At 66.5% G+C, this 24021-nt stretch carries 17 protein-coding genes and 1 pseudogene; 9 read left to right on the plus strand and 9 right to left on the minus strand.

Features of this window, described 5'->3' with window-relative positions:
• Window positions 1–14 precede the first annotated feature (14 nt).
• The 4 genes from F6B93_RS16245 to clpS are packed head-to-tail and all read right to left on the minus strand — an operon-like array spanning window position 15 to window position 2462.
• Window positions 15–461: a M67 family metallopeptidase gene (locus tag F6B93_RS16245; protein ID WP_281426167.1), complete on the minus strand. Its 447-nt coding sequence runs from the start codon at window positions 459–461 to the stop codon at window positions 15–17.
• A 2-nt stretch (window positions 462–463) separates the two neighbouring features.
• Window positions 464–1522: a P1 family peptidase gene (locus F6B93_RS16250; protein WP_211699548.1), complete on the minus strand. Its 1059-nt coding sequence runs from the start codon at window positions 1520–1522 to the stop codon at window positions 464–466.
• A 25-nt stretch (window positions 1523–1547) separates the two neighbouring features.
• Window positions 1548–2132: an oxidative stress transcriptional regulator AosR gene (gene aosR, locus F6B93_RS16255; protein ID WP_211695994.1), complete on the minus strand. Its 585-nt coding sequence runs from the start codon at window positions 2130–2132 to the stop codon at window positions 1548–1550.
• A 24-nt stretch (window positions 2133–2156) separates the two neighbouring features.
• Window positions 2157–2462 carry an ATP-dependent Clp protease adapter ClpS gene (clpS, locus tag F6B93_RS16260; RefSeq protein ID WP_211695995.1) on the minus strand — a complete coding sequence of 102 codons (306 nt, stop codon included), beginning with the start codon at window positions 2460–2462 and terminating at the stop codon, window positions 2157–2159.
• A gap of 47 nt (window positions 2463–2509) precedes the next feature.
• Between clpS and F6B93_RS16265 the strand changes: the two genes are divergently transcribed.
• A complete protein-coding gene (locus F6B93_RS16265; protein ID WP_281426094.1) occupies window positions 2510–3793 on the plus strand; it encodes a nicotinate phosphoribosyltransferase in 1284 nt (427 codons plus the stop codon).
• Between the two features lie 124 nt (window positions 3794–3917).
• The gene (locus F6B93_RS16270) at window positions 3918–5963 is read left to right on the plus strand and encodes an ATP-dependent DNA helicase (RefSeq protein ID WP_211695996.1); all 2046 of its coding nucleotides are present in this window, start codon (window positions 3918–3920) and stop codon (window positions 5961–5963) included.
• Here F6B93_RS16270 and glgP read toward each other — a convergent pair.
• On the minus strand, window positions 5950–8580 hold the full coding sequence (gene glgP, locus F6B93_RS16275) for an alpha-glucan family phosphorylase (RefSeq protein ID WP_211695997.1): 2631 nt from the start codon (window positions 8578–8580) through the stop codon (window positions 5950–5952). The genes F6B93_RS16270 and glgP overlap by 14 nt on opposite strands.
• A gap of 206 nt (window positions 8581–8786) precedes the next feature.
• Between glgP and F6B93_RS16280 the strand changes: the two genes are divergently transcribed.
• The 4 genes from F6B93_RS16280 to F6B93_RS16295 all read left to right on the plus strand — a co-directional run bounded on the left by F6B93_RS16280 (window position 8787) and on the right by F6B93_RS16295 (window position 16938).
• Window positions 8787–10856 (plus strand): alpha-1,4-glucan--maltose-1-phosphate maltosyltransferase, encoded by a 2070-nt coding sequence (locus F6B93_RS16280; RefSeq protein WP_211695998.1) that lies wholly within the window; start codon window positions 8787–8789, stop codon window positions 10854–10856.
• Window positions 10853–13072, plus strand: coding sequence for a 1,4-alpha-glucan branching protein GlgB (gene glgB, locus F6B93_RS16285; protein ID WP_211695999.1), 2220 nt, complete (start codon window positions 10853–10855; stop codon window positions 13070–13072). The genes F6B93_RS16280 and glgB overlap by 4 nt, the downstream gene beginning before the upstream one ends.
• A gap of 123 nt (window positions 13073–13195) precedes the next feature.
• On the plus strand, window positions 13196–14527 hold the full coding sequence (locus tag F6B93_RS16290) for a PE family protein (RefSeq protein WP_211696000.1): 1332 nt from the start codon (window positions 13196–13198) through the stop codon (window positions 14525–14527).
• A gap of 365 nt (window positions 14528–14892) precedes the next feature.
• Window positions 14893–16938 (plus strand): PE family protein, encoded by a 2046-nt coding sequence (locus tag F6B93_RS16295; RefSeq protein ID WP_211696001.1) that lies wholly within the window; start codon window positions 14893–14895, stop codon window positions 16936–16938.
• Between the two features lie 116 nt (window positions 16939–17054).
• Here F6B93_RS16295 and F6B93_RS16300 read toward each other — a convergent pair whose 3' ends face one another.
• Together F6B93_RS16300 and F6B93_RS16305 are read right to left on the minus strand one after the other, a co-directional pair.
• On the minus strand, window positions 17055–17975 hold the full coding sequence (locus F6B93_RS16300; RefSeq protein WP_211696002.1) for a tetratricopeptide repeat protein: 921 nt from the start codon (window positions 17973–17975) through the stop codon (window positions 17055–17057).
• A 179-nt stretch (window positions 17976–18154) separates the two neighbouring features.
• The gene (locus F6B93_RS16305; RefSeq protein WP_211696003.1) at window positions 18155–19345 is read right to left on the minus strand and encodes an acetyl-CoA C-acetyltransferase; all 1191 of its coding nucleotides are present in this window, start codon (window positions 19343–19345) and stop codon (window positions 18155–18157) included.
• A gap of 81 nt (window positions 19346–19426) precedes the next feature.
• Here F6B93_RS16305 and mce point away from each other — a divergent pair, with 81 nt between their 5' ends.
• On the plus strand, window positions 19427–19882 hold the full coding sequence (gene mce, locus F6B93_RS16310; protein WP_211696004.1) for a methylmalonyl-CoA epimerase: 456 nt from the start codon (window positions 19427–19429) through the stop codon (window positions 19880–19882).
• 21 nt (window positions 19883–19903) lie between these two features.
• Here mce and F6B93_RS23060 read toward each other — a convergent pair whose 3' ends face one another.
• Together F6B93_RS23060 and nucS are read right to left on the minus strand one after the other, a co-directional pair.
• Entirely contained in the window at window positions 19904–20212 is a 309-nt protein-coding gene (locus F6B93_RS23060; protein WP_246540811.1) for a hypothetical protein, read from the minus strand.
• Between the two features lie 22 nt (window positions 20213–20234).
• On the minus strand, window positions 20235–20906 hold the full coding sequence (gene nucS, locus F6B93_RS16315; RefSeq protein ID WP_211696005.1) for an endonuclease NucS: 672 nt from the start codon (window positions 20904–20906) through the stop codon (window positions 20235–20237).
• 44 nt (window positions 20907–20950) lie between these two features.
• Between nucS and F6B93_RS16320 the strand changes: the two are divergent.
• Window positions 20951–22178: pseudogene (locus F6B93_RS16320) on the plus strand (adenylate/guanylate cyclase domain-containing protein).
• Window positions 22179–22363: 185 nt separating this feature from the next.
• Complete coding sequence (locus tag F6B93_RS16325; protein ID WP_211696006.1) at window positions 22364–23962, plus strand: adenylate/guanylate cyclase domain-containing protein; 1599 nt, start codon at window positions 22364–22366, stop codon at window positions 23960–23962.
• Window positions 23963–24021: the final 59 nt, after the last annotated feature.

The raw sequence follows: 24021 nt of genomic DNA on the forward strand, positions 1-24021 counted from the left end.
CTTTCTGGGTCTATTCAGTATTGCTCGACGATACTGACTGGTTCTTCGGTAACGGCGCCGTCGACGATGCGGTAGCTGCGCAGCTCGCACCGCGCCGGGTCCCGCGTGGACAGCAAGACGTAGTGCGCGTCCGGTTCTGCGGCCAGATTCACATCCGTACGACTCGGGTACGCCTCGGTCGCGGTGTGGGAGTGATACAGGACCACCGCTTCATCGCCCTCCGCCTCCATAGCGCGCCAAACGCTCAGCTGTTCTTGGGCATCGAATCGGTAGAACGTCGGCGAGCGCTCGGCATTGACCATCGGGATGTGCCGTTCGGGACGATCGGAGCCCTCCGGCCCCGCCAACACGCCACAGGCTTCGTCGGGGTGATCGCGACGAGCGTGGGCGACCATGGCGTCCACCAGGTCATGACGAATCACCAACACGCCAACGGTTCCCTCTCGCGCATGTCCCGAAATATTCAGGACCCGAACGCTGCGGGCAACACGTCTCGGTAGCTGGGTATTCCGGCCACCGGTGTTGCCGCGATCACCCCACCCAGCACCGCGCGAGCCAAACAATCGGCCGCCGCCGCACCCACCGCGGTGACCAGCTCGGTCTCTGGCGACAAAGCGGCCGGCGTGCCCGCCGACGGCGGGACCTCGATCGCCCCCGTGGCCAGTGCGAATACGGTATCCCCGTCCAGCGGGGTGTGTGCTGGGCGCACGGCTCGCGCCAGCCCATCGTGGGCGGCGATCGCCACGCGCCGACACGCCGCCGGGCTCAGCGCGGCGTCGCACGCAACCACTCCGATGGTGGTGTTCAGCGAGCTCAGCGGAGCGGGTAGCGCCGCCAACGCAGCAATCTGCTCGTCCGGCGGCTTCTGCAGTGCGAAGTCGCCGATCAGATCCGCCATCCACGGCAGACCGGTGGCTGGATCGACGACATCGCCCGCGCAGTTCACTACGACTATCGCTGCGACGGTCACCCCGGACCGCAGCGTGGTGGACGCGGTCCCGACTCCGCCCTTGAGCGCACCGGCTCGCGCTCCTACCCCGGCACCGACCGTGCCGAGCGACGCGACCTCAGCGTGGGCACTACCTTCATCGCCAGCTTCGTCGCCGGCCGCGGCACGACAAGCCAGGTAGCCGAATTCCGCGCTCGGCCGACAGTCCCAGCCACCAACTGGCAGGTCAAAGATCACCGCACCGGGCACGATGGGCACCACACCGCCCCCCATCGCCACTCCGCGCTGGTTTTCCTCCAACCAGCGCATGACACCGTCGGCGGCGGCCAGACCGTAGGCGCTGCCGCCGGCGAGCACGACAGCGTCGACGAAGCGCACACTGTTGGCCGGGTCCAGCAGATCGGTCTCGCGGGTCCCGGGAGCCCCGCCCCGGCAATCGACCGCGCCGACGGTCCCGGGTGGCGGCAACACCACCGTTACGCCGCAGGCCCAGCCGTCTCCGAGTGACGCATCAGGGTCCAGCCTCTGATAGTGGCCAACTTGAATACCGCCGACAGCGGTGATTGAGCCGATGGAGTTCACCCGGGCGCCATCAAGGTCATTGGGGCCGCCCCATCAACACCAAGACCAGGTATTCCTGCAGCACCGTCAGCCACTGGTAGACGTCGAAATGGACGGCCATCGGATTGTCAGCCGGCAAGCGTTTTGGGCCCTCCGGGCCGATCTCGAGCATGACCCCCAACGTGAGCCGAAGGTCGTTGACGGCCGTGATCCACGCGTTGGCAGTGTCCTCGGTGAGTTCGAGCCGGCCGCCATTGGCCGGAACCGTATCCAGTAACCGCTGTGCGGCGCCACGTTTGGCGTCGATGACCTCGGGTTCGTGCAGACTGCGCAGGGCAGCGTTGAGGCTTTCCGGGTCATCGATGGCCAACGGATTGTCATCGTCCGGCCGATAGAAATCGGGCAGCAGCCGGCTGAGCGTGGGGTCGCCCGGCCGTTGCGAATGCCCGGTCCTGATACCGGTGATCTCCTCGAGTTCGTCGGACGGCGAAGAGGATTGGCGCTGATCAAACAGACCGATCATCGCGGTGACCAGATTCTTGAGCAAGGCCGCCTCATGCGGGGCCAACGACGACCGAAACCGGGGGCCGTTGCGTGTTTCGACGCGCTTCCACTTGCGCACGATGGATCCGGATACCCGCGAATCTCACCGGTCCTGCTGCATCGTCGCCCACAAGCCCGCGGCGTGCAGTTTGGACACGTCGATTTCCATGGATTCCCGGCTACCGGCCGACACCACGGCCTTACCTTCGTTGTGCACCTGAAGCATGAGCTTGGTGGCGTGCGGCTCGCTGTATCCGAACAACTTCTGGAACACGTAGGTGACATAGGTCATAAGGTTGACGGGATCGTCCCACACGATGGTTACCCACGGACTGGCCGCCACGTCAACCGGCGCAGACTCGCGTTGCCCCGTGGTGCCCGGCTTGGCCGGAGCTGACACAACAACCATGGCCCCAGGATACCGAGCACGACACTGTCAGCCGATAGCGTGGCGTTGTGGATGGGCTGCTGACCGACAAGTACGAGCTGACCATGCTCGCGGCCGCGCTGCGCGACGGCGTTGCCGAACGCCGAACCACGTTTGAGGTGTTCGCCCGTCGCCTCCCCCCTGGACGTCGCTACGGCGTGGTCGCCGGGACCGGGCGGCTGTTAGAAACTTTGCCGCAGTTCCGGTTCGACGCGCGCGCATGCGAGTTGCTGGCCGAGTTCCTTGACCCCGACACGTTGGCCTACCTGGCAGATTTCCGCTTCAGCGGCGACATCGATGGCTACGCCGAGGGCGAGCTGTACTTCCCAGGGTCGCCGGTGCTCTCAGTACATGGCAGTTTCGCCGAATGCGTAGTGCTGGAGACGCTGGTGCTGTCGATTTTCAACCATGACACAGCAATTGCCTCGGCGGCCGCGCGCATGGTCAGCGCCGCCCGGCAGCGACCCCTGATCGAGATGGGGTCGCGACGAACCCATGAGCGCGCGGCGGTTGCTGCGGCTCGGGCCGCCTACCTCGCGGGCTTCTCCGCATCGTCCAACCTGGAAGCCCAACGACGATACGGAGTCCCCGCAGCAGGTACCGCCGCACATGCGTTCACCATGGTGCACACTCGCCAGGACGGGCCCGATGAACCGGCCGCGTTCCGAGCTCAGGTCGACGCGTTCGGCCCTGGCACCACGCTGCTGGTGGATACCTATGACGTGGCGACCGGCGTAGCCAATGCCGTGGCCGCCGCCGGCCCGACGCTCGGTGCGGTGCGCATCGACTCCGGCGAGCTGGGGGTGCTGGCCCGCCAGGCGCGTGACCTGCTCGACCAGCTCGGGGCCACTCAGACCCGCATCGTGGTGTCCGGCGATCTTGACGAGTTCGCCATCGCCGCGCTGCGCGCAGAACCCGTGGACCGCTACGGCGTCGGCACATCGCTGGTCACGGGCTCCGGCGCGCCGACGGCGAACATGGTGTACAAGCTGGTCGAAGTGGACGGCATACCGGTTCGCAAGCGCAGCAACCACAAGGAGTCCCGCGGCGGCCGTAAAGAAGCGCTGCGACGCAGTCGTTCGACCGGCACGATCACCGAGGAGGTTGTCTATCCCGCCGGGCAGCCGCCAGCCGACACCGGACCTTCCCGGATGCTGACGACGCCGCTGGTCCGGGACGGGCAGCTGGTGGCCGGTTGCGACCTGGTCGCGGCACGGGAGCGGGTGGCATCCGGGCTAGAAAGCCTGCCGTGGGAGGGTCTGAAGCTGGCTCCGGGCGACCCCGCGATCCCGACGCTGCTGACCGAACCGTGACCGCATAGCGCCACGGGTAGTCCGGGCAAGAGTCGAGCAATCAGATACCGTCGGCGTGCCGGGCCGCGCCCGCCAACCCACTCGCAAGTCAACACCGACCTACAAAGGAGTAGCCACGCCCGACGTGTCTGTGTCCGTACCCGAGCTGTTGGCCCTGGCGGTAGCCGCGCTAGCGGGCACGCAGCGGCCGGGCCAGCTGGAAATGGCCACCGCGGTCGCTGAGGCCTTCGAGGCCGGCGAACACTTGGTCGTCCAGGCAGGTACCGGAACCGGCAAATCGCTGGCGTATCTGGTTCCAGCGATTGCCAGGGCGGTCACCGACACCGCCCCGGTCGTGGTTTCCACCGCGACTATCGCGCTGCAGCGCCAACTCGTTGACCGCGACCTGCCCCGGCTAGCCGATTCGCTCGCGGCGGCACTGCCGCGGAGTCCGCAGTTCGCACTGCTCAAGGGACGACGGAACTATCTGTGCCTGAACAAGATCCACGGCGGCGGTAGCGGCGAGGAAGACAACGAACGGCCCCAAGAGGAGCTGTTCGACCCGATGGCGGTCACGGCCCTGGGCCGCGACGTCCAACGCCTGACCGCATGGGCGTCCACGACTGACTCCGGTGACCGTGACGACCTCAAACCCGGCGTTTCCGACCGGTCGTGGTCGCAGGTCAGCGTCTCGGCCCGGGAATGTATCGGCGTGGCGCGCTGCCCCTTCGGCTCCGAGTGTTTCTCCGAACGCGCACGCGCCCAGGCGGGCACCGCCGATATCGTCGTCACCAACCACGCCCTGCTGGCCATCGATGCCGTCGCCGACTCGGCGGTCCTGCCCGAACACGCGCTGCTGGTTGTCGACGAAGCGCACGAGCTGGTCGACCGGGTGACATCGGTAGCCGCCGCGGAGCTGACGTCAGCTGCCCTCGGTGTCGCGACGCGGCGAATCACCCGCCTGGTGGACCCCGAGGTGATCGAGCGTCTGGAGGCCGCAACCGCCACCTTCGGTGCGGCAATTCACGACGCCGACATCATTCGACCCGGCCGCGTCGATCATCTCGACGAGGAGATGGCAACGTACCTGGCCGCGCTGCGCGACGCGGCGAGTGCGGCGCGGTCGGCGATCGGCACAACGAGCGACGCCACGGCGGCGGGGGTGCGCGCCGAAGCGGCCGCAGCACTGGCCGAGATCTCTGATACCGCAGCGCGGATCCTGACATCGTTCTCCCCCGCGGTCCCCGATCGCACCGACGTCGTGTGGCTGGACCACGAGGACAACCGCGGATCGCTGCGCGCCGCGTTGCGGGTGGCACCGTTGTCGGTGGCGGAACTGCTTGCCACCAAGATGTTCTCCCGTGCAACGACGGTGTTGACGTCGGCAACGCTGACAGTCGGCGGGTCCTTCGACGCGATGGCCACGGCGTGGGGGCTCACCGGCGCCGACAGCGGTGAGGACGCCGACGGTGATGCTGAAGATCTCTCATGGCGTGGCCTGGACGTCGGCTCGCCGTTTCATCACGCCAAGTCCGGAATCCTCTACGTCGCTGCACATCTGCCGCCACCGGGCCGGGACGGCACCGGCTCGTCCGAGCAGCTGACCGAGATCGCCGAGCTCATCGCCGCCGCGGGCGGGCGCACCCTGGGACTGTTCTCGTCGATGCGGGCAGCCAAGGCCGCCGCCGAGGCCATGCGCGAACGATTGTCCACGCCAGTGTTGTGTCAAGGCGAGGACAGCACATCGGCGCTGGTCGAGCAGTTCACTGACGACATCACGGCCTCGCTGTTCGGCACGCTGTCGCTGTGGCAAGGCGTCGACGTGCCGGGGCCGTCGCTATCGCTGGTGTTGATCGACCGCATCCCGTTCCCCCGCCCCGACGATCCCCTGCTGAGCGCTCGCCAACGTGCGGTAGCTGCGCGCGGCGGCAACGGTTTCATGGCGGTGGCGGCCAGCCATGCCGCTTTGTTGCTGGCCCAGGGTTCGGGCCGGCTGTTGCGCAGGGTCAGCGACCGGGGCGTGGTTGCCGTGCTGGATTCGCGGATGGCCACCGCGTCCTACGGCGGATTCCTGCGAGCCTCGCTGCCACCGTTCTGGCAGACCACGAGCGCCGAGCAGGTGCGGGGAGCTCTGGCACGGCTAGCAGCGTCCTCGCCGCACGAGGGCACTGCAGCCGTCAAGCCAGAGTAACCAGGCCAAGCTCATTGGCGTCAGCGAGCATTCGATGGCGGGGCAGCACGCGAACCGTGTACCCCACCGCACCGGCTACTGGCAACGGTGTTGTCGTCGAATAGATCTCGGTGCCGGAGTCGCCGGCGCCGACGTGCGACATCTCCACGGTGACCGCATCGAGCAACATGTCGCCCGCGTCGACTCGGCCCAAGACCGCCTGCACCGTCACCTCGTCGGGGCTCAACCCGGCCAGCCCCACGGTGGCTGTAAGTGTCAGCTTCGAGCCGAGCAAGGGGGTATCCGGCAGGCCGGTGCTGTCAACGTCGGTGATATCGATCCGGGGCCATGCTTCTTCGGCGCGCCGGCGATAATCCGCTAACTCGCGGGCCGCCTCGAACGGGACCGCCGCCCTTTCGACGCCGTCACCGGTTCCGACGGTCCTGCGACACGACTGCGCCGCGGGGCTGTAGTAGTGCTCGACGTAGTCGCGCACCATCCGGGAAGCCAGCACCTTGGGACCCAGCGTCTGCAGGGTGTGCCGCACCATCTCGATCCACCGCGGCGGTACCCCGCGTTCATCGCGCTCGTAGAACTTCGGTGCGACCGTTTGTTCGAGCAGGTCGTAGAGCGCGCCGGCTTCCAGGTCGTCGCGGCGAACCTCGTCTGCCACACCGTCGGCAGACGGTATCTCCCAACCGTTTTCGCCGTCGTAGCACTCGTCCCACCAGCCGTCGCGGATAGACAGATTCAGCCCGCCGTTGAGGGCGCTTTTCATCCCCGAAGTGCCGCACGCCTCTAGCGGCCGCAGTGGGTTGTTCAGCCAGACGTCACAGCCCCAATACAACGACCGGGCCATCGACATGTCGTAGTTGGGCAGGAAGGCAATGCGGTGGCGGACCTCCGGCCGGTCGGCAAACCGCACCACCTGCTGGATCAGCGCTTTGCCACCATCGTCGGCGGGGTGCGACTTCCCCGCCACGATCAGCTGGATCGGCTTCTCTTCGTCGAGCAGCAGTCGTTCCAGCCGATCTGGATCACGCAACATCAGCGTGAGCCGCTTGTATGTGGGAACCCGGCGAGCGAATCCAACGGTAAGCACGTCTTGGTCGAATGCCGTTGCAATCCAGCCTAGTTCGGCTTCTGAAGCACCGCGTTCGAGCCATGATTGGCGCAACCGCACCCGGATGTCCTCGACCAGATGGGACCTCAGTCGTGAGCGGATCGACCATAGGTGCCCCGGATCGACCTGCTGCAACCGCAGCCACTGAGCAGGCGCGCCGAACGAGTCCGACCCGGTCAGCTCGCGGCCCAGCTGCAACCACTGCGGCGCGGCCCAGGTACGTGCGTGCACGCCATTGGTAATCGACCCGATCGGCACCTCATCGTGGTCGAATCCCGGCCACAGCTCGTTGAACATGGCCCGACTCACCCTGCCGTGGAGCAACGAGACGCCGTTGGCACGCTGCGCCAGCCGCAGACCCATGTGGGCCATGTTGAACTTGGCGGGGTCGTCTTCGGCGCCCAACGCAGTGATCCGGCTGGTCGGCAGGCCCGGCAACAGCCGGGATGCGCCATCGCCGTCGGTCTCGTCGCCAAAGTAGCGCTGCACCATCTCGAGCGGAAACCGGTCGATACCGGCGGCCACCGGGGTGTGCGTCGTGAACACCGTGCTGGAGCGGACGACCGCCAGGGCGGCGTCGAAGTCCAAGCCTGAGTCGGTGACCAGTTCGCGGATGCGCTCCACGCCGAGGAACCCGGCGTGACCCTCATTCATATGAAAGACCTCGGGCGGACTGAGGCTTTCGATGGCGGTGAATGCGCGGATCGCCCGCACTCCGCCGATTCCGGCCAGGATCTCTTGCTTGATGCGGTGTTCCTGGTCGCCACCGTAGAGGCGGTCCGTGACACTGCGCAGGTCGTGCTCGTTCTCCGGGATATCGGAATCCAGCAGGAGCAGCGGCACCCGGCCCACCTGCGCAACCCATACCCGCGCCCGAAGTGTTGCGGAGTCCGGCAGGGCCAGTTCAACCAGTACGGCGTCGCCACCGGAGTTAGTGAGTAGCCGCAACGGCAGCCCCTGCGGGTCCAGCGCCGGGTACGTCTCGTGCTGCCAGCCTTCCGCGGTCAACGACTGCCGGAAATACCCAGACCGGTAGTGCAGACCCACCGCAATCAGGGGCACCCCCAGGTCGGACGCCGCTTTCAGGTGGTCGCCAGCGAGAATCCCAAGGCCGCCTGAGTAATTGGGCAACACTTCGGCGACCCCGAATTCCATCGAGAAGTACGCGATACCGGTAGGCAGGGTTGGCTCGGATGTCTGCGCCCCACCAGCGTCCTGTTGCTCCTGGTACCACAGTGGCCGGCGCAAATAGTCGTCCAGGTCGGCCGCCAGCCCGTCGAGCCGGGCTAAGAATTCTTCGTCCAGTGCCACTTCGTCGAGCCGTGCCGGACTCACCGCGCCCAACAGCGCCACCGGATCCCTGCCACATTGCGCCCATAGGGTCGAGTCAATGGCCGCAAACAGGTCTTGTGTGGGCTGGTCCCACGACCAACGGAGGTTGGTCGACAGCTTGTCGAGCGCGGCAAGGCGGTCCGGTAGGTGGGCACGGACAGTAAACCGACGGAGAGCCTTCACGCATCGTTAGCTTACTGAGGATTTCGCGCCGTGCACGGCCGGAGGCGGCGGTGACTGCCACCGCGTCACGCCTGCCGGCATGGCGGGCCACTAGGGTGGTTAGTGGGCGCAGGGACGACCACAGAAAGAGACGACCGCAGAAAGAAGCGACACACAAGAACTCCCGGCGAGCAGCCGGACAAATCACAACGGAAACGGAGTGTTGGGTGCCCGGTCGTGTCGAGATCGACGACGTCGCGCCCGTTGTTTCGTGCGGCGCATACCCCGCTAAGGCGGTGGTCGGTGAGGTGGTCTCGATCCGCGCCACGGTATGGCGCGAAGGCCACGAGGCGGTAGCCGCCACTTTGGTTGTTCGCTACCTGGGATCGGGGTACCCGCGCGTCGCGGACGGACACCCGATTCAGGGGGTCGAGCCCCCGGCAGCCGAAGCCAGCCAGCGCGTCAAACCGCTGCAGTTCCGGATGGCAACGAGCGACGAGCCCTTTGTGTTCCACAGTCACTTCACCCCCGACAAGGTCGGATTGTGGACCTTCCGGGTCGACGGCTGGGGTGACCCGATCCACACTTGGCGACACGCGCTGGTTGCCAAACTGGACGCCGGCCAGGGCGAACGAGAACTGTCCAACGATCTGTTGGTCGGCGCCGCGCTGTTCGAGCGCGCCGCGACCGGGGCGCCGCGCGCGCGCCGCGATCCGCTGCTGGCCACGGCGGCAGCGCTGCGGACCCCAGGGGATCCGCTGATGCGCACCGCGCTGGCCCTTGCGCCCGAGATCGAGGAGCTCCTCGCCGACTACCCGCTACGGGACTTGGTCACCCGCGGCGACCAATTCGGCGTCTGGGTGGATAGGCCGTTGGCCCGGTTTGGCGCGTGGTACGAAATGTTTCCACGCTCAACCGGCGGTTGGGACGACGACGGGAACCCGGTGCACGGCACGTTCGCCACAGCCACCGCCGCACTCCCCCGGATCGCCGCAATGGGGTTTGACGTGGTGTACCTGCCGCCAATACACCCGATCGGCAACGTACACCGCAAGGGCCGCAACAACTCCCCGACCGCCACAGCGGGGGATGTGGGGTCGCCCTGGGCGATCGGCAGCGATGCGGGCGGTCACGACGCCGTTCATCCCCGGCTGGGGACCATCGACGATTTCGACGATTTCGTCGCCGCGGCCAGCAACCTAGGCCTGGAGATAGCCCTGGATCTGGCGCTGCAATGCGCACCGGACCACCCGTGGGCTCGCGAACACCGCCAGTGGTTCACCGAGTTGCCGGACGGCAGCATCGCATACGCGGAGAATCCACCGAAGAAGTATCAGGACATCTATCCGCTCAATTTCGACAACGACCCCATCGGCCTCTGTGAAGAAGTCCTGCGGGTGGTGCTGCACTGGGTCGACCACGGGGTCAAGTTCTTTCGGGTCGACAACCCGCACACCAAGCCACCCAACTTCTGGTCCTGGTTGATCCACCAGGTGAAGACCGTCGATGCCGACGTGCTGTTTCTGTCCGAGGCGTTCACGCCGCCAGCCCGCCAGTACGGGTTGGCCAAGCTCGGGTTCACCCAGTCCTACAGCTACTTCACCTGGCGCACCGCAAAGGGGGAACTCACCGAATTCGGGCGCGATATCGCCGAGCTCGCGGACTATCGGCGACCGAACCTGTTCGTCAACACCCCAGACATCTTGCACGCTGTGCTGCAGCACCATGGGCCAGGAATGTTCGCCATCCGCGCGGTGCTGGCGGCGACCATGAGTCCAGCCTGGGGAATGTATTCGGGGTACGAGCTCTTTGAGCACCGTGCGGTGCGGGAGGGCAGCGAAGAATACCTGGACTCAGAGAAATACGAACTGCGTCCCCGTGATTTTTCGGGTGCGCTGGCCGCGGGCACGTCGCTGGAGCCGTTCATTACGGCGCTCAACACCATTCGCCGGCTGCATCCAGCGCTGCAGCAGTTGCGCACCATTTTCTTCCATGCCATCGATAGCGACGCGCTCCTGGCCTACAGCAAATTCGATCCGGCCACCGGCGACTGTGTGTTGGTTGTCGTCACTCTCAACGCCTTCGGCACTGAGGAAGCGACGCTGTGGCTGGACATGGCAGCGCTAGGCATGCAGCCCTACGATCGGTTTTGGGTGCGCGACGAGATAACCGGGGAGGAATACCACTGGGGGCAAGTTAATTACATCCGGATCGACCCGGGCCGCGCGGTCGCCCACATCATCAACATGCCGGTCATCCCGCACGAGTCCCGAATCACGCTGCTCAGCAGGAGATGACGGATAACGTGAGTCCATCCCGGAAACGATCCGACCAGATCGCTGGGGGGCGTCTGGCACTCAAACCGGCCGAGCTCGCGCGGTTGGTCGCAGGCGAGCACCACAACCCACATGCCATTCTGGGTGCCCACGAGGACGGAGACCACACCGTCATCCGGGCGTTCCGTCCGCACGCGGTTGAGGTGGTTGCGCTAGTCGGGGAGGATCGATTCCCTCTGCAGCACCTGGATTCCGGCCTGTTTGCTGTCGCGTTGCCGTTCATCGACCTCATCGACTACCGCCTCCAGGTGCGCTACGAGGGCTCCCGTCCACACACGGTCGCTGACGCATACCGATTCCTACCCACTCTGGGCGAAGTCGACCTCCACTTGTTCGCCGAGGGACGTCACGAACGACTCTGGGAGGTGCTCGGCGCCCATGCCCGTTCGTTCACCACTGCCGACGGTGTCGTATCGGGCGTGTCGTTTGCGGTGTGGGCGCCCAATGCCAAGGGCGTGAGCTTGATTGGCGATTTCAACAGCTGGAACGGCACCGAAGCACCGATGCGGGTGCTCGGCTCCTCCGGAGTGTGGGAATTGTATTGGCCGGGTTTCCCCACCGATGGTCTGTACAAGTTCCGGGTCCATGGCGCCGACGGCGTCGTGACCGAACGGGCCGACCCGTTCGCGTTCGGTACCGAAGTCCCGCCCCAGACCGCGTCGCGGGTGACGGTCAGCGACTATCGCTGGAGTGACGGCAACTGGATGTCCCGGCGAGCGCAGGCCAACCCGATGAGCGAGGCGATGAGCACCCTCGAAGTCCATCTAGGCTCGTGGCGCCCCGGGCGCAGTTACCGCGAGCTTGCTCACGAGTTGACGAACTATCTAGCGGAACAACGGTTTACGCATGTAGAGCTGCTGCCGGTTGCCGAGCACCCGTTCGCCGGATCATGGGGATATCAAGTCACGTCCTACTACGCGCCGACATCGCGATTCGGCACACCCGACGATTTCCGCGCCCTGGTCGATGCGTTGCACCAAGCCGGTATCGGGGTCATCGTGGATTGGGTCCCGGCGCACTTTCCCAAAGATGCCTGGGCGCTGGGGCGTTTCGACGGCACGCCGCTGTATGAGCATTCCGACCCCACGCGCGGCGAGCAGCTGGATTGGGGCACTTACGTTTTCGACTTCGGCCGTCCTGAAGTGCGCAACTTCCTGGTGGCCAACGCGTTGTACTGGCTCGAGGAATTCCATATCGACGGTCTGCGGGTGGACGCGGTCGCGTCGATGCTCTACCTCGACTACTCGCGGCCCGAGGGCGGGTGGAGCCCGAACGTTCATGGCGGACGGGAGAACCTGGAAGCGGTGCAATTCTTGCAGGAGATGAACGCAACGGCGCACAACGCGGCTCCCGGCATCGTCACCATCGCCGAGGAGTCGACGTCCTGGCCCGGGGTGACCCGGCCGACGAGCATTGGCGGCCTGGGCTTTTCGATGAAGTGGAATATGGGCTGGATGCACGACACGCTCGACTACGTCGGCCGCGACCCGGTGTACCGCAGCTACCACCACCACGAGATGACCTTCTCCATGCTCTACGCGTTCAGTGAGAACTATGTGTTGCCGCTCAGTCACGACGAGGTGGTGCACGGCAAAGGCACGCTGTGGGGGCGGATGCCCGGCAGCAACCATGCCAAGGCCGCCGGTCTACGCTGCCTGCTCGCCTACCAATGGGCACACCCGGGCAAGCAATTGCTGTTCATGGGACAAGAGTTCGGGCAACGCGCCGAGTGGTCCGAACAGCGCGGTTTGGACTGGTTCCAACTCGACGAAAACGGTTTCTCCAATGGGATTCTGCGCCTGGTACAGGACATCAACGACATTTACCGGGGCCGCGCGGCACTGTGGAGTCAAGACACCATCCCCGAGGGCTACTCCTGGATCGACGCCAACGACTCGGCCAACAACGTCCTGAGCTTCCTGCGCTACGGCAGTGACGGTTCGGTCGTGGCGTGCGTATTCAATTTCGCTGGTTCCGAGCACAGCAGCTACCGGCTCGGTCTTCCCCGGGCCGGGCGCTGGCGCGAGGTACTCAACACGGACGCGACGGTCTACAGCGGCTCCGGGATCGGCAATCTGGGTGGCGTCGATGCCAGCGACAACCCTTGGCATGGCCGCCCCGCATCGGCGGTGCTGGTGCTGCCGGCGAACTCGGCGTTGTGGCTGGAACCCGCCTAGAAGACCTGGATATGTTCCGGCCAACCACGTTAAGCTTGTTCTCGACCCGATGAGAGGGAGCGCCTACTCTGTTCGTTGCGCCCCAATTCCTTTCGCCAATAAGCCCATTGGGAGGTTTCCAGAATGTCGTATGTGATTGCGGCGCCGGAGGTATTGGTAGGGGTTGCCTCCGATATCAGCGGTATCGGGTCGGCAATCACCGCGGCCAACGCGGCGGCGGCGGCCCCGACCACCGGGATCCTGGCCGCCGGTGCCGATGACGTGTCGGCCGCCGTGGCCGCGGTGTTCGGCGAGCACGCCCAGGCCTACCAGGCGCTCGGCACCCGACTGGCAACCTTTCACGAGCAGTTCGTCCACACGATGACCGCGAGTGCGGGCGCGTACTCCAGCGCCGAAGCCGCCGCCGCAGCACCGTTGCAGGGCCTGCTCGATCTGATCAATGCACCCACCCTCGCGTTGTTGGGACGGCCGCTGATCGGCAACGGCGCCAATGGAGCACCCGGTACCGGGCAGGCCGGCGGTGCCGGCGGGCTGTTGTTCGGCAACGGCGGGGCGGGCGGATCCGGCGCAACCGACCAGGCCGGCGGGGCCGGCGGGGCCGCGGGGCTGTTCGGCTCAGGCGGCGCCGGCGGTGTCGGCGGCAACGCCTTCGCTCCCGCTAGCTTTGAAGGCGCGCCCGGCGGTGCCGGCGGCGCGGGCGGGCTGCTGTGGGGCTTTGGTGGCATCGGCGGCAACGGTGGGGCAGGTATCGGGTTTGGCGCAGGCGGCGGGACCGGCGGTGTCGGCGGCGCCGCCGGGTTGTTCGGCTTGGCTGGCGCCGGCGGCGCCGGCGGCCCGGGTTTCATCGGCGGCACCGGCGGGGCCGGTGGTGCTGCCGGTCTCTTCGAGCTGTTCGGCGCCGGCGGCGCCGGTGGTGCTGGCGGCGGCGGCACCTTCGGCGGGACCGGGGGAACCGGCGGTCCAGGCGGGCTGTTCGCCTCAGGCGGCATCGGCGGAACCGGCGGATCTGGCACCGAAATGGGCTCGATTGGCGGGGTGGGCGGGGACGGCGGCCCAGCCGGCCTGCTGTTCGGCTCCGGCGGCGCCGGCGGCACTGGCGGTTCCGGCGACACTGGCGGGCACGGCGGGATCGGCAGCGACGGTGGGCTGATCGTTGGCTCCGGCGGAGCCGGCGGCCTCGGCGGCGATGGTTCAACCGGTGACGGTGGTAACGGCGGGGCCGGCGGAAAAGCTGGGCTGATCGGCGACGGCGGCGCAGGCGGCGCCGGCGGCGCGAGTACGGGTGTAGCGAGCACGGGCGGCAACGGCGGGCGCGGCGGCGACGCCCAGGTGATCGGCAACGGCGGTAATGGCGGCAACGCCGGGCCGCCCCCCGGCGCCACCGCCGGCATCCCGGGGATCGGTGGCACTGGCGGGCTGCTCGGCGTGAGCGGGTTCGACGGCTTGCCCGCTTAGCGATTTCGATGGGCCCTGATGTGCCCTGATGTGCCCTGTGGGCAGCGAGACCGCGATCGTTTGTGCTGTCTGCAACATCGGCCTTGCGCAGCTGCGACATAGGCGTGTCTCACCGAATATGGGCAGCCCCAGAGCGCTTGACTAGCGGGCGGGAAAGCGATCGTGACCGACCTCGCCCTGGTAGACGCGGATCGCTAAAACACCGCGAATGTGCAAAACGACAAAACTACTGTGCACATTGCACACATATTCCCATCTGGGGCCGACTAATCGCGAAACAACGAGAAGTATTTGCGCAACGTCAAGCGTCGCCCTTAATTCGCGGTCGTAGTCCGCGTAAGCCATCTCAGGGAGGTATCAGGTAGATGTCGTACGTAATCGCCGCGCCAGAGGCGCTCGCAGCGGTGGCCTCGGATCTGGCGGGTATCGGGTCGGCTATCACCCAGGCCAACGCGGCAGCGGCCGCCCCCACAACAGGGCTTCTGGCTGCGGGCGCCGATGAAGTATCGGCCGCTGTCGCGGCGGTGTTCGAGGAGCACGCCGTGACCTATCAAGCGCTCGGTGCTCAGTTGGCGGGCTTCCACACGCAGTTCGTCCAAACCCTGACGAACAGCGCCGGCGCTTACGCTGGGGCCGAGGCTGCCGCAGCGGCACCGTTGCAGGGCCTGTTCGACGCCATCAATGCGCCCTTCAACCTGTTGTTGGGCCGCCCGCTGATCGGCAACGGCGCCAACGGTGCACCGGGGACCGGGCAGGCTGGGGGGGCCGGCGGGTTGTTGTTCGGCAATGGTGGGGCCGGCGGGTCGGGCGCACCCGGCCAGGCTGGCGGCGCCGGCGGGGCCGCGGGCCTGTTCGGCGCTGGCGGGCCCGGCGGCTCGGGCGGCGACTCCGGTGCCGGCAACGGCGGGGCTGGTGGTGTCGGCGGGACCGGCGGGCTGATATGGGGCAACGGCGGTAGCGGTGGGATCGGCGGCAACGGTTTTGCTGCCACCGGCGGTGCCGGCGGCGCCGGCGGCGCCGGCCTGCTGTTCGGTTCTGGCGGCCTCGGCGGCACCGGCGGCGCCGGCGACAGCGGCGGCGCCGGCGGGGCCGGCGGCAATAGTGGGGCGTTGGGCCTGTTCGGCGCCGCCGGCGCGGGTGGGACAGGCGGGCTCGCCTCAGGCACAGGCGCCGGCGGCACCGGTGGCGCCGGTGGCGCCGGCGGCCTATTCAACGATGGCGGCGCGGGTGGCACTGGTGGGTTCGGCATCAACGGCGGAACCGGCGGTGCTGGCGGTGCCGGCGGCGGCGGTGGCCTCTTTACCGGCGACGGCGGCGCAGGCGGCACGGGCGGCGTGGGCAGCTCCTCCTCCGATGGCGCGGACGGCGGCGCCGGCGGCGCCGGCGGGGCCGGCGGGTTGTTCGGCAGCGGTGGAGCCGGTGGTGCCGGCGCGGCCGGCGGGCAGGCCGACGGGGCGAACGGGGTGGCCGGGGATGGCGGCGCCGGCGGCGCCGGCGGGGCCGGCGGGTTGTTCGGCAACGGCGGAGCAGGTGGTGTCGGCGCGATCGGCGGGCAGAGCAGCGGGGCGTCCGGGATTTCCGGTGATGGCGGTGCCGGTGGCGCGGGCGGGGCCGGTGGGCTACTCGGCTCCGGGGGCTCCGGGGGGACCGCCGGCGACGGCGGTGCGAGCGCCGGCGACACCGCGACTTCCGGAGTTGGCGGAGTCGGCGGCGCTGGCGGAACAGGCGGGCTGTTCGGTCCCGGCGGCTCCGGCGGCTCCGGCGGCGAAGGCGGGCAGGCGTCCGGTAACGGAGCGGACGCCAAAGGCGGCAACGGTGGCGCCGGCGGTGGCGGCGGTCTGTTCAGCAACGGCGGCTCCGGCGGTTCCGGCGGAAACGCCGCGAAGACCAACGCCGGTGACGGTGGCGCCGGCGGTGCCGGCGGACTATTCGGTTCCGGCGGTTCCGGCGGCACCGGCGGGAGCGCCATCGACAACGGCTCGATCGGCGGGAACGGTGGCGCCGGCGGCAATGCCGGCGCACTCGCCGGTTCGGGCGGCGCCGGCGGCATCGGCGGACTCGGCTTCATCAGCGGGGACGGCGGCAACGGCGGCAACGCCGGGTTCCTCTTCGGCGACGGCGGCATCGGCGGGATCGGTGGCGTCGCCGCCACCGACATTGGCCCCGGTGGGGCGGGCGGCAACGGTGGAACCGGTGGCCTGATCGGCAACGGCGGCGCCGGCGGGGCGGGCGGGGCAAACTTGGACGCGGCCGGCACCGGCGGTGAGGGCGGGGACGGCGGCAACGCGGTGTTCCTCGGTAACGGCGGCAACGGCGGCAACGGCGGGATAGGAGGCGCGGCGAACGGCGCCGGCGGCATCGGCGGCACCGGCGGGACCCTCGGCGTCAGCGGGTTCGACGGATCGTCGTAGCCGCGCGGGCGGCGACCAAGTCGCCCGCACCACCTGGCGACGAGAACTGGCGACCATGTGAGATCACCTTCGTCCACGTCCGCAGAACTCGTGAACCCGTTCGCCTGCTTGGGTGTTCAGTACAGCGCGTTGGCGAGATTGCGGCGCGCCGCGATGACCTCAGGATCGGCAGGGTCGAACAGTTCGAACAGCTCGATCAGTCGAGTGCGCACCTTGGTGCGATCATCACCAGATGTGTTTCGCACCAACGCAATCAGACGATTGAACGCCGCACTGACATCCTGGTTGAGGAGTTGTACGTCGGCAGCGGCAAATGCGGCCTCGATGTCGGCGGGGGCGGCGTCGGCGACGTCGACGGCGTCCGGACGCTGTCCCGACGCGCGGGTGAGGAAATCGATCTGCCGAATGGCCCCCTTCGCTTCGGCATTGCCCGAATCGGCCTCCAGGATTGCCTCGTAAGACGTTCGGGCAGCGACGAAGTCGCCGGCCTCGAGGTGTGCGCGGGCCTGCGCTGCCGCCGGGTCGACTTCTTCCACATCCTCGGAACTCGTTGCACCCGCGAGTTTTCCGGCCGTAGCCGAAATCAGTGAGTCCACCCAACGCCGCAATTGATCGGCAGGCTGCGGACCCTGAAAGCTCGAGATCGGCTGTCCCGCAGCTAAAGCCACTACAGTGGGGACGGCCTGCACACCGAATATCTGCGCCACTCTGGGTGCCGCGTCAACGTCGACTGTCGCCAGCGACCACGTCCCTTTGTCGGCAGCGGCCAACCCGGACAACGCGTCTCGCAGCTCGATGCACACGTCACTGCGTGGTGACCACAGCAGCACCACCACCGGCACCTCGTCGGACCGGATTATCACCTGGTCTTCGAAATTGGCTTCACTGATTTCTGTGCCACCCGGGCCGCCGGGGCCTGCGGTTTTTGCCCCTTCGGCGGCGGATGCCGGAGCGTTCTGCTGGGCTCGCTGTTTGAGACCGGAGAGATCAACCGCACCGGCCATAGCAGGCCCGATTGGGGGTCGCGGACGCGTCACGTCGTCAAGTTTGTCACGCCGCGTCGGCCCCCGGTACCGCCCCCTCGCGTGGGGCGCGAAGGTGGCCGGAAATCCCGACTACCCCGGTTGCGACAGCCCGGTATGACGAATCTCACATCGGCTCCCGCGGCCGTCTCACCAGCAACGCCACCACGGTGTTCCACGTGTGTCCCGGCCGGCTAGGCCCGCAGGATCAGCGCGTCACCCTGACCGCCCGCGCCACACAGTGCGGCTACCCCATAGCCGGATCCCCGACGCCCCAGTTCGAGCGCCACGTGCAGCGTGATTCGCGCGCCGGACATTCCGATCGGGTGTCCGACGGCGATGGCACCTCCGTTGCGGTTGACGATCTCGGGATTCACGCCGAGTTCGCTCGTCGAGGCCAACGCCACCGCGGCGAACGCTTCGTTGATCTCCACCACGTCGAGCTGGTCCACCGAGATTCCCTCGCGGTCTAGCGCTTTCTTGGTCGCGTTAGCGGGCTGCGATTGCAGCGTCGAGTCCGGCCCGGCCACCACGCCGTGCGCACCGATCTCGGCCAGCCACGTCAGACCCAGGTCCTCGGCTTTTTCCCGGTTCATGACAACTACCGCGGCCGCGCCGTCGGAGATTTGTGACGCCGACCCAGCGGTGATGGTGCCATCTTTGCGAAACGCCGGCTTGAGCCCAGCCAGTGAGTCGGCGGTCGTGTTGGCTCGAATCCCCTCGTCCTCACTGAACTGCAGCGGATCACCTTTGCGCTGCGGAATCTGCACCGGCACCACCTCATCGGCGAAAACACCGTCTTTCCAGGCCGCGGCCGCCTTTTGATGCGACGAAGCCGCGTACTCGTCCTGTTGGCGACGCGTGAACCTGTCGACGTCGTTGCGCTGCTCGGTAAGGGCTCCCATCGGCTGATCTGTGAACACATCGTGCAGGCCGTCGTAGGCCATATGGTCCAGAACCGTCACGTCGCCGTACTTGTAGCCCGACCGGCTATCCATCAACAGGTGTGGCGCCCTCGTCATGGATTCCTGGCCTCCGGCAACCACCACATCAAACTCGCCAGCCCGAATCAGCTGGTCAGCGAGCGCGATGGCGTCGATCCCGGACAGGCACATCTTGTTGATGGTCAGCGCGGGCACATCCCAGCCGATGCCGGCGGCGACAGCGGCCTGTCGCGCGGGCATCTGACCGGCCCCCGCCGTGAGCACCTGACCCATGATCACGTACTCGACCATCGAAGCCGGCGCATCAACGTTCGGGAAGGCCTTCTCCAGTGCACCGGCGATCGCGATGGCACCGAGATCGCTGGCGCTGAAGCCCTGCAGTGAGCCCATCAACTTGCCGATGGGCGTCCGCGCTCCAGCAACGATCACCGACGTCGTCATGCCTACCTCCTAAGACCGCAGAAACGGTCGATCCGTCAACCTGGAGAAGCAGATTCTTTCCCGTCAGGTTACCGTTGTGTTATGACGACCGATCAAGTTGACGCCCGTCGCGTGCTGGCCACCTCGATGGTTACTGGGCTCGACCACGTCGGCATTGCCGTCACCGACCTGGACGCGGCGATCGAGTGGTACTACGACCACCTCGGCATGATCCTGGTGCATGAGGAAGTCAACGACGACCAGGGAATCCGCGAGGCGATGCTGGCGGTCCCAGGCTCTACGGCACAGATCCAATTGATGGCCCCTGTCGACGAGTCGTCGGTCATAGCGAAGTTCCTCGAAAAACGGGGACCGGGTATCCAACAGTTGGCGTGCCGAGTCAGCGACCTCGACTCCTTGAGCCAACGACTGCGCGGGCAAGGCGTCCGACTGGTGTACGACGCGGCCCGACGCGGCACGGCCAACTCGCGGATCAACTTCATCCACCCGAAGGACGCTGGCGGAGTCCTGATCGAGTTGGTCGAACCGGCGTCCTGACACCGGGTCTCCGCACTCGTTCTAGGACCATTTTCGGGTCGGACCGCGGCTAGCGCGGCTGGCCCAGCACGGCGTGTGCCAATGGCGTCGCTCATCAGCTCCCGATTGCGGTGAGTCAGTGGGCCAAACCACAACATGGCTAGTGCCGGAACGGATTTCGTGATCACACCCGGGACAGCGATATGTCTTCAGCGCCCGGGCCGCGGCAATGGGGCGCACTTCATACTGATACCCATCGGGTCCTGTTTCCACCCGCGCAAGCACCGGCGATAGTGCTGCCGGCTGCTCCCCACGTGGCGGTTTGCGTCCCGGTTTGCGAGGCCGCGCCATCGGCCCAGTTTAGTCGCGCGCTTCAGAACAGCCGGTACTCGTCGCTGTCCAACCCGCGCATCTGATCGTAATCCAGGGTCACACAACGGATGCCGCGATCAGTAGCCAGCGTGCGAGCCTGCGGCTTGATCTGCTGCGCGGCGAACACCCCGGTGACCGGTGCGAGAAGACTGTCGCGGTTGAGCAGTTCCAGATAACGAGTGAGCTGCTCCACACCGTCAATCTCGCCGCGCCGCTTGATCTCGACTGCCACTGATCCACCCCGCTCATCGCGGCATAGCAAGTCAACCGGCCCGATCGCGGTCATGTACTCCCGGCGGACCAGCGTGTATCCGTCACCCAGCAGTTGGACGTGCTCGGCGAGCAACGCCTGCAGGTGGGCCTCGACACCGTCTTTGACCAGGCCTGGGTCCACCCCCAGCTCGTGGCTGGAATCGTGCTCGATCTCTTCGACGGTGATGCGCAACTGTTCGCCCGCCTTGTTCTCGACCACCCACACCGGAGATTCACCCGCGTTTTCCTCGGTCAACCAACAAGGCGGACTCATCCAGTTCAGCGGCTTGTAGGCGCGGTCATCGGCATGCACACTGACCGACCCATCGGCCTTGAACAGCAACAACCTGCGGGCCGACGGGAGATGCGCGGTGAGCCGACCGACGTAGTCGACCGTGCATTGGGCGATGACAAGTCGCACCCGACTCACCTTAGAGCGTCACCCTCGAATTAGGCTGAACCAACATGTCCAAGACGGTGCCGCAGCGTCTGGGCGGGCTGCTGGAGACGCTGACCGGTCAGAGCGGCAGGTTGTCAGAGACCCCCGTTGTACGGCTCGTGGCTGCTTGGCGGGATATCCGAAAGCCAACGTCGTCGGCGAATACGCATCCAACTGCTACTGACCGCAGTCATCGGAATAACAAATTTGATCGGAATCGGCGCCGTCTTGCTCGTCGTGACGGTCGCGATTCCCCTTCGGATCGCGATCGTTAACCTCACCCTGTGGTGTTCGGGGGCAGTGTTGGCGACGACGCTGTGCGGGATGGTCAAGTCGCTATTCATCCCGCGATTCTTCTTCGCGGTGACCATTTTCGGGGTCATGGTCACCACCGGCAGCTATCTGCTGACCGAGTTCGCCCTGCGCCCAGCGGCGGCCCAGGCGCTCGAGGTAGGTTCCCCGCCACGGCACTTGGCACCAGGCATCATGGGCCGAACCATGCTGGTATAGCAGCTGGGATCGGGTGGCCCCATCGTCGGCATCGCGCTGATGGCGATCTTCGAGATCGTGTGGGGAGGTCTGACTAAGGTTCAATTCGCGACCGGAGTGCTCGTTGTGTCGACGGCGGCGCTGGCCTTCGGGTTCCTCATCAACTGGATCATGGCCTGGCTCAGCGCGACACCGGTCCGGGTCGTGAGCTGCAGCGTGGGTTCAATTCGATGGTCACCGGCGAAGAACGCTACGTTGCAGTCGTTTTCGTCGATATCGTCGGCGCGACACACCTGGTGAACAGCCAACCTCCGAAAGACGTCGGCACACTGCTCAACAGTTCTTCGCGATAGCCGTCGACGAGGTCGACCGCCACCGCGGACTAGTCAACAAATTCCGGGGCGACGCAGCACTGGCCACCTTCGGCGCACCAAATCACACGAGGCGCTGGCCGCCGCTCGCGCCATCGCTGCCCGGCTGACGAATACAATGCCCAACCTCAAGGCCGGTATCGGCGTCGCAGCCGGGCCAGCAGTCGCCGGAAATGTCGGCGCCAGCGAGCGGTTCGAATACACCGTTATCGGTGAATCCGTCAACGAAGCGGCGCGCTTGCGCGAACTGGCCAAAGCTCACCCCAAGCGATTGCTGGCATCGGCGAGCGCACATGACGGCGCAAGCGAAAACGAGCGTCCGCATTGGTCTTTCGGCGACACTGTCACGCTACGCGGATACGATCAATCTACCCGGCTGGCCATTCCCTCCTAGAAAAGCGACGGCGACCGCCGCCCGCCAGGTTGCACTAGATCCATGGGAGTGGCCGTGCGGGAGAAGGTAGACACAAGGCGAGGACACCTCGTATTCGAACGCGTACCCAGCGGCCAACAGGATGCATTCAACACACGCAAAATCGTGACCCACAAATTGGTACGGGCAATCTAGGCTGGCCCACGATGTCCAAGACAGCGGCGCGCCGGCGGGCGCGGGTCCCAAAGAAGTTGGCCCCGCACAGCGACGGATTGCCAGAGACCCCCGCCTTCGGATCCTGGCTGCTTGGGCGGGTGTCGGAAAGCCAGCGTCACCGGCGTATACGTATCCAGGTCATGTTGACCCTCGCCATGGTGTTGGCGAACATGATCGGCATTGGCGCTGTCGTGCTGTTGCTCACCATCGCCATTCCGACGCCGAGCGTGTTTACCGACGCGCCGCTGTGGGTAACCTGGGTGATCACACCCGCCTACGCGATCCTCGCGTTGACCATGGGCATCTACTGGATTACCCGACAGATCCTCGTGACGCTGAGCTGGGCCATTGCGGAGCGCGAACCCAGCAGTGACGAGGCGCGCAACACCTTCCTTGCCCCGCTGCGGGTCGCGGTTTTCCACCTCATCGCGTGGGGTTTCGGGGCGCTGCTGCTTGCGGGCGTCTATGGGCTGGTCAACATTTCGTTCATCCCGCAATTCTTCTTCTCGATCAGCACGCTAGGCATTGTGGTCGCGATCAGCTGCTATCTCATCACCGAGTTCGCATTGCGCCCGGTAGCCGCCCAGGCGCTCGTGGCAGGAACACCGCCGCAACGCTGGGTGCAGGGCCTCTTTGGCCGATCAATGCTGGGGTGGCTGCTCGGAGCGGGTATGCCCCTCTCCGGTCTCGCCTTGATGTCGACATTTGAGATCACGCGCGGGACGCTGACCAAGGTCCAGTACGCGATCGGAGTAGTGACCCTGTCGACGATGGGGCTGTTCTTCGGATTCCTCTTGACGGCGTTGCAGGCATGGCTGACGACGACACCTATACGTGTTGTGCGGGTCGCGCTCAAGCGCGTCGAGCAGGGTGATCTACAGGCCAACCTGGTCGTGTTCGACGGCACCGAAATCGGTGAGCTGCAACGTGGGTTCAACTCGATGGTCACCGGCTTACGTGAACGCGAACGCGTGCGCGACCTGTTCGGCCGCCACGTCGGGCGCGACGTCGCCGCCGCCGCCGAACGAGAACGCCCGCAGCTCGGCGGCGAAGAGCGCCACGTCGCAGTCGTTTTCGTCGACATCGTCGGCTCGACACACCTGGTGACCAGCCAACCTCCGAAAGACGTCGTGATACTGCTCAACCAGTTCTTCGCGATAGCCGTCGACGAGGTCGACCGCCACCACGGACTGGTCAACAAGTTCCAGGGCGACGCAGCGCTGGCCATCTTCGGCGCCCCAAATCACCTCGAATGCCCCGAAGACGAGGCGCTGGCCGCCGCTCGCGCCATCGCCGACCGGCTGACGAAGACAATGTCAAACCTCGAGGCCGGTATCGGCGTCGCAGCCGGGCCAGCAGTCGCGGGAAATGTCGGCGCCAACGAGCGGTTCGAATACACCGTTATCGGCGAACCCGTCAACGAAGCGGCACGCTTGTGCGAACTGGCCAAAGCTCAACCCAAGCGATTGCTGGCATCGGCGAGCGCACTTGACGGCGCAAGCGAAAACGAATGTGCTCATTGGTCTTTCGGTGACACCGTCACGCTACGCGGATACGACCAGCCAACTCGGCTGGCCATTCCCTCCTAGAACAGCGACGGCGACCGCCGCCCGCCAGGTTGCACCAGATCCATGGGAGTGGCCCCAAG

The organism is Mycobacterium spongiae (genome assembly GCF_018278905.1).
GTDB classification, from domain to species: domain Bacteria; phylum Actinomycetota; class Actinomycetes; order Mycobacteriales; family Mycobacteriaceae; genus Mycobacterium; species Mycobacterium spongiae.

Coding starts and splice junctions, on each gene's coding strand:
- clpS (WP_211695995.1), bottom strand. CDS start 2,462: ATGGTTGTTGTGTCAGCTCCGGCCAAGCCGGGCACCACGGGGCAACGC.
- glgB (WP_211695999.1), top strand. CDS start 10,853: ATGACGGATAACGTGAGTCCATCCCGGAAACGATCCGACCAGATCGCT.
- F6B93_RS16290 (WP_211696000.1), top strand. CDS start 13,196: ATGTCGTATGTGATTGCGGCGCCGGAGGTATTGGTAGGGGTTGCCTCC.
- F6B93_RS16295 (WP_211696001.1), top strand. CDS start 14,893: ATGTCGTACGTAATCGCCGCGCCAGAGGCGCTCGCAGCGGTGGCCTCG.
- F6B93_RS16305 (WP_211696003.1), bottom strand. CDS start 19,345: ATGACGACGTCGGTGATCGTTGCTGGAGCGCGGACGCCCATCGGCAAG.
- mce (WP_211696004.1), top strand. CDS start 19,427: ATGACGACCGATCAAGTTGACGCCCGTCGCGTGCTGGCCACCTCGATG.
- F6B93_RS23060 (WP_246540811.1), bottom strand. CDS start 20,212: ATGGCGCGGCCTCGCAAACCGGGACGCAAACCGCCACGTGGGGAGCAG.
- F6B93_RS16325 (WP_211696006.1), top strand. CDS start 22,364: ATGTCCAAGACAGCGGCGCGCCGGCGGGCGCGGGTCCCAAAGAAGTTG.